12 protein-coding genes are annotated in these 17,170 nt (G+C 70.8%); 9 read left to right on the top strand and 3 right to left on the bottom strand.

What is annotated here, in order from left to right:
* Positions 1-7: 7 nt before the first annotated feature.
* Entirely contained in the window at positions 8-1,435 is a 1,428-nt protein-coding gene (locus tag QQY66_RS09105; RefSeq protein WP_301978607.1) for a GntP family permease, read from the bottom strand.
* A gap of 75 nt (positions 1,436-1,510) precedes the next feature.
* On the bottom strand, positions 1,511-2,038 hold the full coding sequence (locus QQY66_RS09100) for a gluconokinase (RefSeq protein WP_301978606.1): 528 nt from the start codon (positions 2,036-2,038) through the stop codon (positions 1,511-1,513).
* A gap of 147 nt (positions 2,039-2,185) precedes the next feature.
* Between QQY66_RS09100 and QQY66_RS09095 the strand changes: the two genes are divergently transcribed.
* Positions 2,186-2,887, top strand: a complete 702-nt coding sequence (locus QQY66_RS09095) for a FadR/GntR family transcriptional regulator (protein ID WP_301978605.1) — start codon at positions 2,186-2,188, stop codon at positions 2,885-2,887.
* Here QQY66_RS09095 and QQY66_RS09090 read toward each other — a convergent pair.
* A complete protein-coding gene (locus tag QQY66_RS09090) occupies positions 2,884-3,309 on the bottom strand; it encodes a YchJ family protein (RefSeq protein ID WP_301978604.1) in 426 nt (141 codons plus the stop codon). The genes QQY66_RS09095 and QQY66_RS09090 overlap by 4 nt on opposite strands.
* A 365-nt stretch (positions 3,310-3,674) precedes the next feature.
* Between QQY66_RS09090 and QQY66_RS09085 the strand changes: the two genes are divergently transcribed.
* Genes QQY66_RS09085 through QQY66_RS09050 form a run of 8 tightly spaced genes read left to right on the top strand, consistent with a single transcriptional unit; the run spans position 3,675 to position 17,165 of the window.
* On the top strand, positions 3,675-5,540 hold the full coding sequence (locus QQY66_RS09085) for a phage tail sheath subtilisin-like domain-containing protein (protein WP_301978603.1): 1,866 nt from the start codon (positions 3,675-3,677) through the stop codon (positions 5,538-5,540).
* A 20-nt stretch (positions 5,541-5,560) separates the two neighbouring features.
* Positions 5,561-6,085: a phage tail protein gene (locus QQY66_RS09080; protein WP_004003113.1), complete on the top strand. Its 525-nt coding sequence runs from the start codon at positions 5,561-5,563 to the stop codon at positions 6,083-6,085.
* A 23-nt stretch (positions 6,086-6,108) separates the two neighbouring features.
* On the top strand, positions 6,109-6,831 hold the full coding sequence (locus QQY66_RS09075) for a hypothetical protein (RefSeq protein ID WP_301978602.1): 723 nt from the start codon (positions 6,109-6,111) through the stop codon (positions 6,829-6,831).
* Positions 6,824-7,561, top strand: a complete 738-nt coding sequence (locus QQY66_RS09070) for a hypothetical protein (protein WP_301978601.1) — start codon at positions 6,824-6,826, stop codon at positions 7,559-7,561. The genes QQY66_RS09075 and QQY66_RS09070 overlap by 8 nt, the downstream gene beginning before the upstream one ends.
* A gap of 48 nt (positions 7,562-7,609) precedes the next feature.
* Positions 7,610-8,446 carry a DUF4255 domain-containing protein gene (locus QQY66_RS09065; protein ID WP_301978600.1) on the top strand — a complete coding sequence of 279 codons (837 nt, stop codon included), beginning with the start codon at positions 7,610-7,612 and terminating at the stop codon, positions 8,444-8,446.
* A 33-nt stretch (positions 8,447-8,479) separates the two neighbouring features.
* On the top strand, positions 8,480-10,444 hold the full coding sequence (locus tag QQY66_RS09060; protein WP_301978599.1) for an ATP-binding protein: 1,965 nt from the start codon (positions 8,480-8,482) through the stop codon (positions 10,442-10,444).
* Positions 10,435-10,740: a hypothetical protein gene (locus QQY66_RS09055; RefSeq protein ID WP_301978598.1), complete on the top strand. Its 306-nt coding sequence runs from the start codon at positions 10,435-10,437 to the stop codon at positions 10,738-10,740. Before QQY66_RS09060 ends, QQY66_RS09055 begins: the two co-directional genes overlap by 10 nt.
* Complete coding sequence (locus tag QQY66_RS09050; protein ID WP_301978597.1) at positions 10,737-17,165, top strand: DUF4157 domain-containing protein; 6,429 nt, start codon at positions 10,737-10,739, stop codon at positions 17,163-17,165. The genes QQY66_RS09055 and QQY66_RS09050 overlap by 4 nt, the downstream gene beginning before the upstream one ends.
* Positions 17,166-17,170 lie beyond the last annotated feature (5 nt).

Below are 17,170 nucleotides of genomic sequence, written 5' to 3'. Positions count from 1 at the left end.
ATGCCTCCTAGATCACCAAGGACAACAGCAGGACGATGCCGCCCGCGACCACCGAGATGATCGTCTCCATGACGGACCAGGTCTTGATGGTCTGGCCGACGTTCAGGCCGAAGTACTCCTTCACCAGCCAGAATCCGGCGTCGTTGACATGGCTGAAGAAGAGCGAGCCGGCGCCGATGGCGAGGACCAGCAGCGCGGTCTCCGTGGTGGACATGCCGGCCGCCAGCGGGGCGACCAGACCGGCCGCCGAGACCGTCGCCACCGTCGCCGAACCGGTCGCGAGCCGGATCGCCACCGCGATCAGCCAGGCCAGCAGCAGGGCCGGGATCGACCAGTCCTCGGATATCTCCAGAATCATCTGGCCCACGCCGGAGTCGATCAGCGTCTGCTTGAAACCGCCGCCCGCGCCGACGATCAGCAGGATGCCCGCGATGGGCGCGAGGCCCTTCTCGACCAGCCCGGAGACCCGGTCCTTGGCGAAGCCCGCGGGCCGCAGCAGCGTGAAGATGCCCAGCAGTACGGAGGCGAGCAGGGCGATCAGCGGGGAGCCGATGACGTCGAAGACCCGCTGCGTGGTGTTCTCGGGGTCGTCGATGACGATGTCGACGAGCGCCTTGGACAGCATCAGGACGACCGGCAGCAGGATGGTGGTGAGGGTGGCGCCGAAGCCCGGGCGCTTCTCCAACTCCTCCGAGGCGCGCTGGGCGGGGGCCTGGGGGGAACCCCCAGTTGAAAGCAGCATCTTGTCGGGGGCCGGGACGTCCACCCAGCGGGCCGCGTACCGCGAGAACAGCGGACCGGCGATGATCACCGTCGGGATGGCGACCAGCACACCGAGCGCCAGCGTGACACCCAGGTTGGCCTTGACCGCGTCGATGGCGACCAGCGGGCCGGGGTGCGGCGGAACCAGGCCGTGCATCACGGACAGGCCCGCGAGCGCCGGGATGCCGATGCGCATCAGGGAGTAGTTGCCGCGTTTGGCGACCATCAGCACGACCGGGATCAGCAGCACGACGCCGACCTCGAAGAACAGCGGCAGACCGATCACCGAGGCGATCAGCACCATCGCCCACGGCATCGAACGGCCGCCCGCCCTGGCGAGGATCGTGTCGACGATCTCGTCCGCGCCGCCGGAGTCGGCGAGCATCTTGCCGAGGATCGCACCCAGCGCGATCAGTACACCCACGCCCGCGACCGTGGTCCCGAGTCCGGTGGTGAAGCTGGTGATCGCCTTGTCCAGCGGCGCCCCGGCGAACGCGCCGAGCGCCAGCGACCCGATGGTCAGCGAAAGAAAGGCGTGCAACTTGAACTTGGTGATGAGCAGGACGATGACGGCGATGCCCGCCAGGACGGCGATGCCCAGCTGAGCGTGGCCGGCCGAGGTGATGGGCTCGACGGTGTCCGCTGCCAGCAGCTCGGCGTTGAGTCTGGTCACGGGGTTCCCTTGCAGGTACGGGGACGGGGGGAGGAGGGGCGTGGGGGGTTGCCCGGCTCACCGGGAAATTCGGGGTTACTGAGTCGGCTCGGGGAGCGCTGTGAGAGCGGTCATGGCCCGCTGGGTGATCTCCTCAGGGCTGCCGGAGACGTTCACCGCGACGCCCGCCTCGTCCGGCTCCAGCGGCTGGAGCGTGGCGAACTGGGAGTCGAGGAGCGCCGTGGGCATGAAGTGGCCCTGGCGGTGTGCCATCCGGTCCTCGATGAGGGCACGGTCGCCGGTGAGGTGCACGAAGACGATGCCGGGAGCCGCCGCGCGCAGCCGGTCGCGGTACGACCGCTTGAGCGCGGAGCTGCTGACCACCCCGCCGAGCCCCGCCCGCCCGTGCGCCCACGAGCCGATGGCGTCCAGCCAGGGCCACCGGTCCTCGTCGGTGAGCGGGGTGCCGGCCGACATCTTGGCGATGTTGGCCGGCGGGTGGAAGTCGTCGCCCTCGGCGTACGGGACGCCGAGCCGGGCGGCGAGCAGGGGGCCGATGGTGGTCTTGCCGGTGCCCGCGACGCCCATGACCACGACGACATGGGGGGTACGCAGTTGCTTCATCGTGCCCTCACTGTCTGCATGTCTCCGTCGACACGTGCCTCGAAAAATCTGAATGAAACTGAAGCTCATTAGGTACGACGAATTCAAGAGCCTGTGACAAATAAGTCTGACTTTTTGATTCCGTGACCTTCCCCGTACGCTGAGTGCATGAGCACACCGGGCCGGGGGCTGCACGGCCATGTACTGGAATCCCTCGGCCCCGCGATCACCGCGGGCGAGTACCCGCCGGGCAGCGTCCTGCGCACGGACGAACTGGCCCAGCAGTTCGACGTGTCACGCTCGGTGATGCGCGAGGCGGTCCGCGTCCTCGAATCCATGCACCTGGTCGAGTCCCGCCGCCGCGTGGGCGTCACGGTCCGCCCCAAGGTCGAGTGGAATGTGTACGACCCTCAGGTCATCCGCTGGCGGCTGGCCGGCGCCGACCGCCCCCAGCAACTGCGCTCCCTCACCGTGCTGCGCTCCGCGATCGAGCCGGTCGCCGCGGGCCTTGCCGCCAAGCACGCCACCGCCGAGCAGTGCGCCGAACTCACCGAGTGCGCCCTCGGCATGGTCGCCCACTCCAAGGGGCACCAGCTGGAGGGCTACCTCCTCCACGACGTTGCCTTCCACCGGGTGATCCTCAACGCCTCCGGGAACGAGATGTTCGCCCGCCTCGGAGACGTCGTCGCCGAGGTCCTCGCGGGCCGCACCCATCACGACGTCATGTTCGAGGACCCCGACCCGGCCGCCGTCACCCTGCATGTCCAGGTCGCCGAGGCGGTCCGCGCGGGCGACGCGGCCCGCGCCGAGCACCTGACGAGGGAAATCACCGAGGGCGCCCTCCAGGAACTGGACATCCTCGCGCCCTAGTCGGCCACGAACTCCCCGTCGACGTACACCCACGCGCCCTCCACCCGCTCGAACCGGCTGCGCTCGTGCAGTGAGCCGCCCCGGTACGAGGCGCGGAAGATGACCGTCCCGGTGGAGTGGAAGGCCGACCCTTCACCCGTGCCGAGGATCTCCAGCCCCGTCCACTTCATCCCGGGATCGAACTCGACCCGCGCGGGCCGCGTGCGCGGATGCCAGGTGCGCAGCAGATACGCCTCGTCCCGTTTCGTAAAAGCGCTGTAACGCGAGCGCATCAGTGCCTCGGCGGTCGGTGCCGCCGCGGCACCCTGATGAAACCGGCCACAGCACTTCTCGTACGTCTCCGCAAGACCGCACGGGCAGGAACGTGTGTGCGCGGCGAAGGAAGCGCGTTCTGGCCGGTGAGCCGCGTTGCGTCGGGACATGCCTCCATTCTGCGCCCACACCGGATGTGGAGAGGCTGTGGAGCATCCGTTCCGACACGCGCACATCGTGTGCGAGTCATGCTCGGCACCCTCCATGGAACCTCCCTCAGGGCTGGCGTGAACACGCCTTGTATGCCAACTGCTCACTCACCAAGGTGGGTTGAGCACATGAGCATCAGGAGTCACAAGCGCGCTGCTTGTCCCGGACGGCCGTCCGTCCGGGAACTGACGGGGGAAAGCTGATGCGGTGTCCGTGGACCGGCCGCGTTGTCACACGCGGGGTCTCCGCGTGCGCCGGAACGGACGTCACCCTCTGCCGCCTCTTGGTGCCTTTGACCGGTGCCTGAGAAGGGATTGGAGGGGGAATGCCGACGAATGCAGTGAGCGCCGCCAGGCCGACGTACCCGGGCGTCTACGTCGAAGAGCTTCCCAGCAGCACCCGCACGGTCTCCGCCGTGACCACTTCGGTGACCGCATTCGTGGGTCACACACGGCGCGGTCCGCTGAACGAGCCGGTGCGCGTCACCGGCTTCGCCGAGTTCGAGCGCCGCTTCGGCGGGCTCAGCTCGCAGAGCGCCGTCGCGTACGCGGTGCACCAGTTCTTCGCCAACGGCGGCTCCGTCGCCGTGATCGTCCGGGTCGCCAAGGCCGGCAGCGGCAAGGCCGCATGCGTCGTCCTGGAGTCCACCGAGGGCCACAGCGAGTCCCGGGTCCTCGAAGTCCACGCCAAGGAACCCGGCGTGTGGGGCAACGGCCTGCGCGTCGCCGTCGACTACGACACGCCCCACCCCGACGAGACCTTCAACCTGCGGGTGTACGACGCCAAGGGCGACGCCCGCGAGAGCTTCACCGGCCTGTCCATGGACTCCTCGCACGGCCGGTACGCGCCGACCGTGATCAACGCCGGCTCGAAGCTCATCCGCGTCGAGGCGGTCGGCGAGGGCCGCCCCGACCCGTCCGGCACCGTCTCCAAGCCGTTCGGCGACGAACTGCCGAACCTGGAGGTCGACCTCACCGTCAAGATCGGCGACGTGGAGCGCGAGTTCAAGCTCTACGACCCCGACTGCGACGGCGAAGCCCCGTGCAGCGTCGCCGAGTTGGCGCTGCTGCTTGAGCGCAAGCTGCGCGCGCTGCCCGACGCGCCCGGCAAGCACGCCTTCGCGGGCGCCGAGGTCACCGCCTTCGGCCGGCGCATCCAGGTCGTCGCGGGCTCCACCGACCCCGAGGACGTCGTCCGTTTCCTCGGCGAGTGCGCCAACGACCTGGGCCTGGAGGCCTCCGTCAACCCGCCGGTGTTCCCGCTGGAGGGCGGCGAGGACGGCGAGGCGCCCGGTCCGCGGGACCTCATCGGCTCCGAGGCCGACAAGACCGGCATCCAGGCGCTGCGCGGCGTCGCCGACGTCAACCTTCTCGCGCTGCCCGAGCTGGCGGCGTACGAGAACACCGAGGACATGGTCACCGTCGTCTCGGCGGCGCAGCGGCTGTGCCAGGAGCGGCGGATCTTCCTGCTGGTCGACGCGCCGAGCACCTGGGTCAGCGTGGACACCGCTCGTGCGGGGCTCGCCTCGTTCGACGCCGTCCGCGGCAACCACGCCGGCCTGTACTTCCCGCACCTCCAGCTCACCGACCCGCTCACCGGGCGGCTGCGTGCCTTCCCGCCGTCCGGCGCGGTCGCCGGCGTCATCGCGCGCACCGACTCCGAGCGCGGCGTGTGGAAGGCGCCGGCCGGCACCGAGGCGCGGCTCGCGGGCGTGCGCTCGCTCACGGTCGACCTGACCGACCGGGAGACCGGGCTGCTCAACCCGCTCGGCGTCAACTGCCTGCGCACCTTCCCGGTGACCGGCCCGACGGTCTGGGGCGCGCGCACGCTGGAGGGCTCCGACGCGCTGGACAGCGAGTGGAAGTACGTGCCCGTACGGCGGCTCGCGCTGCACGTGGAGGAGAGCCTCCAACGCGGCCTGCAGTGGGTCGTGTTCGAGCCCAACGACGAGTCCCTGTGGCAGCAGATCCGCCTCAGCGCCTCCTCGTACCTGCACACGCTGTTCCGCCAGGGCGCCTTCAAGGGCAAGACGCCCCGCGAGGCGTACTTCGTCAAGTGCGACCACGAGACCACCACCGACGAGGACATCGCCAACGGCGTCGTCAACGTCCTGGTGGGCATTGCTCCGGTCCGCCCGGCCGAGTTCGTGATCGTCAGGATCCAGCAGACGTCCGGGCAGTTCGAGCTCTAAGGAATCCCGAGGACATTTCGATGGCAGAGTTCACGGTCAACGCCCATCGGTTCGACCCGTACAAGAACTTCAAGTTCCTGGTCCTCTGGGACGGTCGTACGGTCGCGGGCATCAGCAAGATCAGTCCGCTGAAGCGGACGACGGAGGTCGTCAAGCACCGGCACGGCGGCGACCCGTCGTCGCCGCGCAAGTCGCCCGGCCGCTCGGAGTTCGAGGGCATCACCCTGGAGCGCGGGGTCACCCACGACCCCGAGTTCGACCGCTGGGCCAACAAGGTCTGGCAGGTCGGGGCGGGTCTCGGTTCGGAGGTGTCCCTCGCGGACTTCCGCAAGGACATCGTCATCCAGGTGCTCAACGAGGCCGGCCAGGTCGCCGTCTCGCACAAGCTGTACCGGACCTGGCCCAGCGAGTACCAGGTGCTCGGCGAGCTGGACGCCAACGCCAACGCGGTGGCCATCCAGTCGCTGAAGCTCGAGTGCGAGGGCTGGGAGCGGGACTACGAGGTGCCCGAGCCGGAGGAGCCGTCGTTCCTCAACCCGGCCTGAACTGAAGGAAGTTGGGGGAGCTGATGGCTGGGGCGGCTGACCTGCTGGCCACCTGGGAGGCCGGGCTCGGCGCGGCACCGGCCGGGCGCGCGTTGCTGCTGCACGGCACCGCGCGCCCGGACCTCGACGCCGGTACCCTGCCCCGGCTTCCGGTCGGCGAGCGCGAGTCGGACCTGTTCGCGTTGCGCCGGGCGCTGTTCGGCGAGCGGATGCAGGTGCGGCTCGTGTGCACGGCGTGCGGCGAGGACATGGAGTTCGACCTGGACGCCGGGGAGTTCGCCGCGGGCCTCGGCGTGGGCGGCGACTCCGTGGTGCGGGTGTCCGAGGGCGACTGGGAGGTCGAGTTCCGGCTGCCCGGTGTCGCCGACCTGACGGCGGCGGCCCGGGCCGCGGACCCGCGCGGGGCGCTGATCGCGCGGTGCCTGGTCTCGGCCGCGTACGCCGGCGAGGTCCGCCCCGCCGACGCGCTGCCCGCGCCCGTGCAGCACCGGATCGCCGAGGCGGTCGAGGCCGCCGACCCGGGGGCCGACGTGACGCTCAACGTGGCCTGCCCCGAGTGCGGGCAGGCCACCCGGGCCGAGCTGGACATCGCCTCCTACCTCTGGACCGAACTGGACGCCTGGGCACGGGACGTGCTGCTCGACGTCCACCTGCTGGCCACCGCCTACGGCTGGAGCGAGCCGGAGATCCTGGCGCTCAGCCCGCTGCGGCGCCGCTACTACCTGGAGCTGTGTGCGGATGTCTGACGCCGACGGGGCGCCGGTCCCCGACTTCCTCGACCGGCTGCTCGCCCGGCACGCCGCCCCGGCGGCGACGCCGCGTCCGGGCGTGGTGCGGGTACAGCCCCGGCTGCCCGGCCCGTTCGAGCGGATCGAGGCCGTATGGGCCGGGGCGCCGGAACCGGACGGCACCGACCTGCTGTGGCCGGCCTCGACCCCGACGGCTGCCCCGACGCCGGACGTATCGCGCCCGGCGCCTGCCCCGGCCGGACCGCGCACGGAACGCGAGCGGACGATCGTACGCACCGAACGGGCGCCTGCCGACCCGGTGGTGCGCAGCATGCCTCCCGTCGTGGCGGAGGCACCCCTGCTGCGCCCCGCCACGCCGGTCACGCCCGGCCCGCGCCCCGTGCCGGACGCCACCCGGCGCACGGCGGGCCCGGGCCGCGGGGACCAGGACACGTCCCGGACCGCGGCGTCCGTACCCATCCCCCCGGGCACGGACGCCGCCCCCCGCACCGCGGTACCGGCCCTGCGTCCCAGCGCGGCGGAAACGGCGGCGGCCCGCGAGGCCGTACGGCAGGCCGCGGCACGGCGGCCGGGACGGGCGGCCGAGCAGGTGGTTCAGGTGCAGATCGGGCGGCTGGAAGTCACGGCGGCGCCCGCGGCGAACGGCGCCAGGCCACGGGCCGGGGCGACGCCGCGGCAGGCCGCGACCGTGAGCCTCGCCGACTACCTGGCACGGGGGCACGAGTGAGCCGTACGCCCACAGCAGCAGGACGAGAGAAGCCGAGGAACTGACGTCATGAGCAACGCACTGGCCATCGCCCATGTCACCCAGGCCCTCGCCCGGCTGATCGAGAACAACGTGGGGCCGGAGTTCGGCGAGGCCGTCAAGGTCGAGCCGCGCAAGCCGCCGGCCGACCCGCAGCTGGACCAGCCCACGATCTCGGTGTTCCTGTACCAGGTCACGCCCAACACCTCGCAGCGGAACAACGATCTGCCGACCCGGGCGGCCGACGGCACGCTCGTCAAGCGGCCCGCGGCGGCGCTCGACCTGCACTTCCTGATCAGTGCGTACGGCAACGAGAAGGAACTGGTCGGCCAGCGGCTGATCGGGTCCGTGGTGCGCACGCTGCACGAGATCCCGGTACTGCCGAAGGACGTCATCGAACAGGCCGGTGAGCGGCCCTACTTGGCGGGCAGCGATCTGGCCGAGGCGGCGCAGCGGGTGCGGTTCACGCCGACCGTGATGGACGTCGACGAGACGTCGAAGCTGTGGGGGATGCTCTACCAGACGCCGTACGCGCTGTCGGTCGTCTACCAGGCGGCCCTTGTCTTCATCGACGGCCGCGAGGGCCCGGTCCCGGGGAAGCCCGTGGAGCGGCCCGAGGTGCGGGTGCTGCCCTTCGGGGCGCCGGGCGCGCCGGTCCCTCCGGGGGCGGAGCCGAGGCCAGAGACACCGCCGACCGTGGTGCCGGACGGGCCGGTGGTGAAGGCGGCGGCCGAAGCGGCGCCCGCTCCGTCAAGTGCGAAGAAGGCGACGAAGGCTCCTGCGAAGGCCGTCGCCAAGACCGCCGCCAAGTCCCCGGCGCGTGCCCGCAAGACGACACCCCGGGCGCCCAAGCCCGCACAGGACTGAGACGGCATGGAGACGACGGGGGCAGGTGAGGACATGGGGACGAACGAGCACAGCGGGCAGGCGAGCACGACCACGCTCACCGCGGAGATCCAGCGCGTCCTGGCCCGTGTCGACGCACACGCGGGTAGGGCCGCGGAGAGCGGCGACACGTCCGCTGCCGAAGAGGGCGAAACACCTGCCGCCTCCCTGGTTCCCACCGCAGGCCCCGGCACCGCCCCCCTCGAAGCGCTTCTCGCCTGCTTCGGGCTCACGCCCTTCGAACGGGACCTCGTACTCCTCACCGCCGCACAGGAGTTGGAGCCCACGACCGCCGCCCGGTGCGCCGCCGCCTGCGGGGACCCCGAGCGGGCGTACCCGACCTTCTCGCTCGCCCTGGCGGCGCTGGCCGAGCCGCACTGGAGCGCGCTCACCCCGGTGGCTCCGCTGCGGCGCTGGCGGATCGTCGAACTCGACGACGAGTCACGGCTGACGCTGTCCCGGCTCCGGCTCGACGAGCGCATCCTGCACTTCCTGCTCGGCTCGCCCTATCTGGACACCCGGCTCCACGGCCAGCTGCGCCGCACCCCGGTACCCCAGGCGCTGCCACCGGCCTACGACCTGGCGGCCACCCGGCTCGCCGAGGGCTGGACGAACGGCACCGAGACACCGCTCGTCGAGCTCACCGGCGGTGATCTGCGCAGCCGGGCCGACATCGGCGCTGCGGCGGCCGCCCGCTCGGGGCTCGGGCTCTACTCGATGAGCGCCGAGGACGTCCCGACCGACCCCGCCGAGCGCGACCGGCTCGCCCGGCTGTGGCAGCGCGAGGCGATCCTGCTGCCCGCCGCGCTGCTCGTCGAGGCGGGCGACCTGGACCGCGACCAGCGGGCCGCCACCGAGTCCTTCCTGGCCGGGGCCGCCGTACCCGTCGTCGTGTCGAGCGAGGATCCGCTGCGGTCCGAGCGGTCGTACGGGGCCCGGATCGCCGTACCCCAGATGGACGACGAGGAACAACTCGGCCTGTGGACCGACGCGTTCGAGGAGCTCGACCTGGACGAGGGCGAACTGCGCTCCCTCGTCGCCCAGTTCCAGCTGCCCCCGCACGTCGTGCGGTCCGCGGCGGCCACCGTACGGCGCCGGCTCCCGCAGGAGGACGAGCTGGACGCCGCCGAACTCGCCTGGCGGGCCGGGCTCGACGAGGCCCGGATCGGCATGGACGAGCTGGGGCGGCGGATCGAACCGCAGGCCGGCTGGGGCGACCTCGTCCTGCACGAGCGGCAGACGAGCGTCCTGCGCGAGATCGTCGCGCATGTGCGGCAGCGGGCGACCGTCCACCAGGAGTGGGGATTCGGCGCCGCCCTGCGCCGCGGCCTGGGCGTCACCGCCATGTTCGCGGGCGGCTCCGGCACCGGAAAGACCCTGGCCGCGGAGGTGATGGCGAAGGAGCTCGGCCTCGACCTCTTCGTCATCGACCTCTCCCAGGTGGTCAGCAAGTACATCGGCGAGACCGAGAAGAACCTCCGCCGTGTCTTCGACGCCGCCGAACGCGGCGGCGCGCTGCTGTTGTTCGACGAGGCCGACGCCCTGTTCGGCAAGCGCAGCGAGGTCAAGGACAGCCACGACCGGTATGCGAACTTGGAGGTCAGCTATCTGCTGATGCGGATGGAGGCCTACCGGGGCCTCGCCGTCCTGACCACCAACATGAAGAGCGCCCTCGACACGGCCTTCCTGCGGCGCATCCGCTTCGTCGTCGACTTCCCCTTCCCGGCCGAGCACGAGCGCGCCGAGATCTGGCGGCGCGTGCTGCCGGCGCAGGCACCAGTGAAGGACATCGACCCCGGGCTGCTCGCCCAGCTCACCGTCGCCGGCGGCTCCATCCGCAACATCGCCCTGTCCGGGGCCTTCCTCGCCGCCGAGGAGGGTGACCGGCTCCAGATGCGGCACATGCTGGCCGCCGCCCGCACCGAGTATCTGAAGCTGGAGCGTTCCCTGACGCCGACGGAGGTCCGCGGATGGGTGTGAAGGGTGTGAACTCCCCCCGGGACCAGGAGCCTTCGGCGATCCGCGTCGAGATCGGCGAACTGGCCCTCGACGGCTTCCGGGCCGACCCCGAGCGGGTCTCGGCCGCCTTCGAGCACGAACTGACCCGGCTGGTACGGCTGCACGGCGTGCCGCTGGCCGCGGACGGCCCCCTGTCCGTCGACGCCCTGTCCGCGCTGCCGCCCCTGCCCGCCGGGCTGTCCGCGCGGCGGCTCGGCCAGGAGCTGGCGCGCGTCGTGCACGAAGGACTGAGCGGTCACGGGGAGGTGAGCCGATGAGTTCCCAGACCCAGGACGCCCGCGCCGAACAGAGCGCCGAGCAGCGGCGCCGCAAGCGCAAGGAACGCGCCGCCAAGTCCCGTACGCCCGAACCGAAGAACATCGTCAGCGGTGCCGGCCAGCCCCTCGACCCGGGCCTGCGGCGGGAGCTGGAGGAACAGCTCGGCCACGACCTCGGACGGGTCCGGCTGCACACCGGCCGGGACGCCGGGCAGCTGACTGAACTGCTCGGCGCGGACGCCGTCGCCGTCGGGCAGGACATCTTCTTCCGCGAGGGCGCCTTCAAGCCCGGCACCGACGAGGGCCGGCGCCTGCTCACCCACGAAGTCCAGCACACCGTGCAGAACCCGCACGGCCTCGGCACGCTGCGGGCGGGCCGGGAACTGGGTGCCGTGAGCCTGCCGCAGCAGGCCATCGAGCGGGAGGCGGAGGCGGCGGCCCAGGCACTCGTACAGGCCTCAGAAGAAGCTCCGCAGGTCGAGGAGGGCCAGGCCACCCCCGGCTGGCTGCGGTACACCACCGTCGACGCCGACCGAATGCGTGCCGAGGCGATCGACCCGGCGACCCTCGTGGACCGGCTCGCGGGCAACGTGCTGCGCAGCCTGCGCGGCGACCCCACCGACGCCTCCGGCCGGGTACGTCTCCAACTCGCCCGTATGTCCGAGCGGTTGGAGGACGCGGTCGTCGAGCGCCTGGAGAGCAGGCTGCTCACCCCCGAGTACGAGCGGCTCCTGGACCTCGCCGACGACGCCCGCCCGGGGCCGGTCGAACTCCAGCCCGCCGACGTGCCGTTGCCCGAGATGGACCTCTTCGAGGAACTCGGCGTCGAGCGCGTCCAGTGGCAGAAGAAGAAGGAGTCCGACCGCGGTTCCTCCGACAAGCGGGCCGACGACACGCGCGAGGAGCAGCGGGACGCCAGGGACCGCGACCAGCAAGCCGGTTCGCAGCGGAGCAGGGCCCGGTCCGACGTGGCGGCCGAGGACCAGGAGGCCGCGCAGCGCAAGGAGCAGGAGGACGAGCGGGCCGCCTCCCGGGAGCGGGCCGAGCAGGAGCAGCAACAGCAGGAGGAGCAGGCCTCCGCCGACCGCGAGCGCACCGACCAGGCCTCCGACGAGCGCGCCCAGGGACAGCAGGAGGGCACCGAACAGGCCAAGGAGGAGCGCAAGGAGCAGCGGGAACGCGAGGAGGCCGACCCGCAGCAGGCGTCCGCCCCCGGGGCCGACAAGCGTCGCCGCCGCGATCAGCAGACCCAGCCCGCCGCCGGGTCCAAGCGGGAGGAACTGGACCCGAAAGCCAGGGCACAGGCCGGCCGCGTACGCCCCGAGAAGGTCGACGAGCGCGCCGAGCAGCGCGATTCGGCGCTCTCCGAGCACGGCCTGCACGAGCAGGACGAGCACGAGGACGACGTCCGCGAGGAGGAGAAGCCGCTCGGGCTGGAAGCGGGCGCCGACGACGAGGTCAAGGGCGGTGAGGCCGACGAGAAGGGACCGGAGGCCAAGCCCGAACCGACGATCAAGCCCGAGGACCACCTGCCGGAGGCCGACCTCGACCTCAGTGCCGTACCCACCGCCGACCAGATGCAGCCCGGCGCCGCCGAGCCGTCCGTACCGTCCTTCCCCACGCCGCCGCCCACCAAGGCGGAGAGGATCGAGCGGGAGCGGGAGAAGGACGAGCAGGAGCGGGACGGGGACGATGCGGTCACGGACGGTCCCGAGACCAAGGCTCCCGGACAGGACGAAGGACCCGTCGAGGGCGAGGCACCTCAGCCCGAGGGCGGGCCCGCCGCCCTTGCCGAGGACCGCGGCGCCAACGACCTGCAGGAGACCGAGAAGCCCCTCGACCAGGAGGTCGGTCCCGACCCGGTCACCGAGGACAAGGAACGGCCCGAGCCCGAGGCCGAGAAGCCCGACCCCGCGCAGGAACAGGAGCGGGAGCAGGCCAAGGAGCCGAGCGCCGAGGAGGAACCGGGCGCGGGGGCAGGCGACGAGGACGAGCGGCCGGACGCGGAGGAGCGGGGGAGTGCTGAGGCTTCCCGGACGGCGCGGACCGCGGCCGAGCCCTCGGAGCGTACGGCGGAAGGGGCCCGGCCCGGGACCGCACCGGCCACACCCACGGCGAACACCGCCCCCGCTCCCGTACGCAAGCCCGCCGGTGCCGCGACTCCGCGTACGGCGGTCGAGGACCGCAACCCGTCACCGGCGGCGCGGCGGGCCGCCGCGCCGCCGAAGCCGGAGCGGGAGGCGCCCAAGGCGAAGTCGCAGGTGCCGCAGGAGTCGGGCCCGGTGGCCGCGCCGCGGGCTCCGGTCGGCGGCAGCGAGAGGGCGCCCGGGCCGACGGCGGCCGCCGGGCCCGGTGCCGCGCCGTCAGCTGCCCAGACAGGGGTCAGTCCGGCCGCTTCCCCCGACCAGGCCCCCGGCACCGCCCAGGCGCCGGCTCCGCAGCCCGAGGCGTCCCTGGAGAAGGACGGCGGGGGCTGTGCGCCGCCCGAGCCGGCCGCTGAGCCCGAAGGCGGGGCCAGTTGCGGTGGCGGTGGCGGCGGTGAGGCCGCGGCCGAGGAGAAGAAGCAGGAGCCGCCGGACGTCTCCGGACAGGACCCGAAGGCCGCCGTCCAGACCGTGAGCAAGCTCGCGCCGGACCAGGCCGCCGCCGCCATGCCCGGAGTGGACCAGGCCGCGGACAAGAAGATCAGCGAGGAGCAGCAGCGCCTGGAGTCCGCGCCGCCCACGCGGGAACGGCCCTCGGGCGCGCCGCAGACCCGTTCGGCACCCCCCGAGGCGGCGCCCGCGGCGCCCCAGGTCACCGGCAAGGTCGAGAAGCTCGGCCCGGAGGACCAGGCCGACAAGCAGAAGGCCAAGGGCAGCGAGAAGGCCGCGGGCGAGAAGCCGAGCGCGCCTCCGCCGCCGCCTCCCGCCGTGCCGACGGAGGGGCTCAGCGAGGCCGAGGCGCAGAACGTGGAGGCCGCGGCCGACGCCGTGCCCACGCGCGACCCGGCCCTGGAGAACAAGACGGTCGGACCGGCGCCCAAGATCCGTCTGGAGGGCGCCAGCGACCCGACCCGTACGGACGACCAGCAGAAGGCGCTCAAGGAGAAGCAGTCCGACATCCAGGCGACCGGCCGTGACGATGCGGCCAAGCCGATGGGCGAGGACCAGATCTTCCCCGACGCGCCGCAGGAACAGCTCACCGGCAAGGCATCCGGCGGCCCCGGCGGGGGCAAGGGCGGTGCGCTGCGGGCCATGTCGCCGCCCAAGGCGGGGGTCGGCAAGGTCGCCCAGGAGGAGAAGGGCGGCGAGATCAGCGGTGCCGCCGGGCAGGCGCAGGGCGACCTCGCCGCCAAGGAGCAGGAGCAGCGGCAGGGCGAACAGCAGGCCAAGCAGGAGAAGCAGGCCGAGATCGACCGCGAGGTCTCCCAGAACACGGAGAAGCAGACCGCCGAACGGGGCAAGGTCGCCCGCGAGACCCAGGCCCAGCGTGAGCAGTGGCGGTCCGAGCAGGACAAGAAGGTCGAGGAAGCGGACACCAAGTCCGAGGAGGAGCACGGCAAGAAGAACAAGGAGATCGTCAAGGCCCGCGACGAGAAGGACAAGGAGGTCGCCGACCGCAAGGACAAAGACAACGAGAAGATCGACACCGAGCGGGAGAACGCCGAGCAGGAGGCCGAGAAGAAGAAGGAGGAGGAGAAGCCCTCCGGCGGCTTCTTCGGCATGCTCGCCGACGCGGTCGGTGACTTCTTCAGTGCTCTGCTCGATGCGGTCACGGCGGTCTTCGAGGCGGCGCGGGCCGCCGTCAACGGGATCATCGACCAGTTCAAGGAGTGGGCCAACGCGGCGATCGACTTCGTCCGCGACCTGGCCATCTCCGCGATCAACGCGCTGGCGGACGTCCTGATCGCGATCGGTGACGTGCTGCTGGCCGCCTTCCCCGAACTGCGGGACAAGTTCCGCAAGGCGATCGAGGGAATGCGGGACGCGGCCATCTCGGCCGTCAATCAGCTGGCGGACGGCCTGAAGAAGGCGGTCAACGCCCTACTGGACGCCTTGGCCGCAGGCCTGAACGCACTACTGACCGCCCTTGAGGCGGGCGTCAAGCTGGTCATCAAGGCATACCAGGCGGTGATCGAGGGCGCGATCAAGTTCGCGCAGGCGGCGATCGAGGCGCTCGGCAAGTTCGCCGCGTTGATCGCGGACATCGCCCCGGACCCGGGCGGCTGGCTCGCCAAGGCCGGCTCGTCCGCGAAGTCCGGCATCACCGACCACCTCTGGGGCGCCATCAAGGTCGCCGTCAAGCGCTGGTTCGACACCAAGGTCGAGGGCATCCTCGGCCTCGGCAAGGCCGTCATCAACGTCCTCGTCAAGGGCTGCGTCTCGCTCAAGCAGATCGGCAAGATGGCGTGGGACGCGATCGTCGCCTCCCTCCCGATGATGATCGCCTCGCTGGTCATCGAGAAAGTCGTCTCGATGCTGGTGCCTGCGGCGGGCGCCATCCTGACGATCGTTCAGGGCCTGATGGCCGCCTGGCAGAGCATCAGCTCGATCCTGACGGCGTTCTCGAAGTTCTGGGCCTATTTGAAGGCGGTGAAGGCCGGCCCGGCGGCGTGCCTGTTCGCGGAGGCGGTCGCGGCGGGCGTGGTCGCCCTTCTGGACTTCATCGCCAACTTCCTCATGATCCGCCTGTCCTCCGCGACCAAGGGCGTCGGCAAACGCCTCCAGGACATGTCGCAGAAGATCATGAACGGCCTGAAGCGGACCGGTAAGGGTGGCAAGCAGGCGGCGGGAGACGCGGTCAACAACGCGCGGGGCGCGATGCGGAACGCGCGGCAGAAGATGGCGGAGCCCCCCGTCTCCCGCAAGCCGAGGGGCGAGCCGTCACCTGAGCCGAAGGCGCCGGTGAAGCCGAAGGACCACGCGACACCGAAGGGGCCTGCGAAGCCGGATCCGACGAGGGCGAAGCCGAAGGAGGGGGAGGCGGGGCCATCGAAGGACAGGACGCCCACCCAGAAACGAGATCAGGGCCCCGCCAAAGACAAGACTCCCGACGCCGTGCCCAGGAAGAAAAAGGAGACCGAGGGCCCCAAGCCGACCAAGCCCAGGAAGCCCAAGTCCCCCGCGGCCAAGGCCTTGGCGAAGGCCAAGGGCGCCGTGAAATCCGCCGTGAAGAAGGCTGGCAACGCGGCAAAGACCCTTGGCCGAAAGCTGAAGAAGTCCAAGGTTGGCAAGGCGCTCAAGAACAGCGCGTCGAAGCTGCGCAACGCGTACAAGAACAAGCGTGACCGGCTGCGGGAGAACAAGCGGAGGCAGACGGAGCAAAGGCGGCAGAACCGCAAGGACCACAAGAACAGGAAGAATTCGCGAGAGTCCAAGGAAGCGCGCCTCCGTCAGATCGTGGCCCGCATCCGGCGTATGATCACTCCCTTGCTCAAGCGAGGAATCCAGGGCCCCGTGTACTACGCCCTGCTCCAGGGGTTGAAGACCTGGTATCGCCTGACCGAACTCCGCTCGGTGGGGCAGCCCAACTTCCGCATCCTTGCCACGCTGAATCCGAGCGCACCGGTCCTGCCGGGGGAGTGGGAGGAAGAGACCGCCTACTTCGACGCCTTCGACGTGGAGGACCGGCATCGGAAATCCAACAAGAAGGACAAGGAGAAGAAGGAGGACGATCCGAACGTCGCGGCCTTCCGCGCGGCCGTGCGGGCACGACTCCGCAGTCTGGACGACAACGCCTCCATCGACGACGTGAGGAATCTGTGTGGTGAGGTCGCGGACCACACGAAGGGAATCAACCGCGGGCAGCTGGAGTGGAAAGAGATGCCCTCGTACTGGTTGCTTTCGCTACACCATCCGGGCGCCGCTATAAAGCCCGTGGGTATGTTCCGCGAGCCCAACATGTATCAGATGGTCAAGATGGGCAAGGCGCAGCCGATCTACAAGGATGTCAACGACAAGCAACTCGTCCGCGACGCGAAGAACCAATACGTTCCCCGCTATGTCACCAGGAACATAGCGGCAGAGGACAAGGTGACTCACAAGCGAGGCCAGGGGATGATCCCGCGAGGCTATCGGGACGACAGACTGAGGATGAGGCCGGACAAACAGCGGGCGGACAACGAGGCCTGGGAGCATGTGACCGGCACGGAAGCATCCCAGTTCATCTCGACGACCAAGCTGGAGAGCCAAACCATCCTGGACCCGCAGGGCCGGCCCTGGAGCACGGCCAAGGGGCAGAAATTCTACGGTATGGCTGAGATAGATCTCTCTCATATCAACCAGAAAAACATCTTCGACCTCACGACCACTGTTGGACAGCGCGAATGGAAACTGGACTCACCGGGCACCGCCGTCCTGCAACAGGCCTTGCGGGATGTCATTCGAACGCAGGAAGTGCTGATCAGAGGAGTCATTCCACAGAGCGCCATCAAGATGCTCTAGCAGGC

This window comes from Streptomyces sp. DG2A-72 (assembly GCF_030499575.1).
Lineage (GTDB): Bacteria > Actinomycetota > Actinomycetes > Streptomycetales > Streptomycetaceae > Streptomyces.
This window is presented reverse-complemented; position numbering and strand designations above follow the sequence as displayed.

Bases quoted from the DNA above. Each gene is read 5' to 3' on its own strand.
- QQY66_RS09100 (WP_301978606.1), bottom strand. From the start codon at position 2,038: ATGAAGCAACTGCGTACCCCCCATGTCGTCGTGGTCATGGGCGTCGCG.
- QQY66_RS09095 (WP_301978605.1), top strand. From the start codon at position 2,186: ATGAGCACACCGGGCCGGGGGCTGCACGGCCATGTACTGGAATCCCTC.
- QQY66_RS09090 (WP_301978604.1), bottom strand. From the start codon at position 3,309: ATGTCCCGACGCAACGCGGCTCACCGGCCAGAACGCGCTTCCTTCGCC.
- QQY66_RS09085 (WP_301978603.1), top strand. From the start codon at position 3,675: ATGCCGACGAATGCAGTGAGCGCCGCCAGGCCGACGTACCCGGGCGTC.
- QQY66_RS09080 (WP_004003113.1), top strand. From the start codon at position 5,561: ATGGCAGAGTTCACGGTCAACGCCCATCGGTTCGACCCGTACAAGAAC.
- QQY66_RS09075 (WP_301978602.1), top strand. From the start codon at position 6,109: ATGGCTGGGGCGGCTGACCTGCTGGCCACCTGGGAGGCCGGGCTCGGC.
- QQY66_RS09070 (WP_301978601.1), top strand. From the start codon at position 6,824: ATGTCTGACGCCGACGGGGCGCCGGTCCCCGACTTCCTCGACCGGCTG.
- QQY66_RS09065 (WP_301978600.1), top strand. From the start codon at position 7,610: ATGAGCAACGCACTGGCCATCGCCCATGTCACCCAGGCCCTCGCCCGG.
- QQY66_RS09060 (WP_301978599.1), top strand. From the start codon at position 8,480: ATGGGGACGAACGAGCACAGCGGGCAGGCGAGCACGACCACGCTCACC.
- QQY66_RS09055 (WP_301978598.1), top strand. From the start codon at position 10,435: ATGGGTGTGAAGGGTGTGAACTCCCCCCGGGACCAGGAGCCTTCGGCG.
- QQY66_RS09050 (WP_301978597.1), top strand. From the start codon at position 10,737: ATGAGTTCCCAGACCCAGGACGCCCGCGCCGAACAGAGCGCCGAGCAG.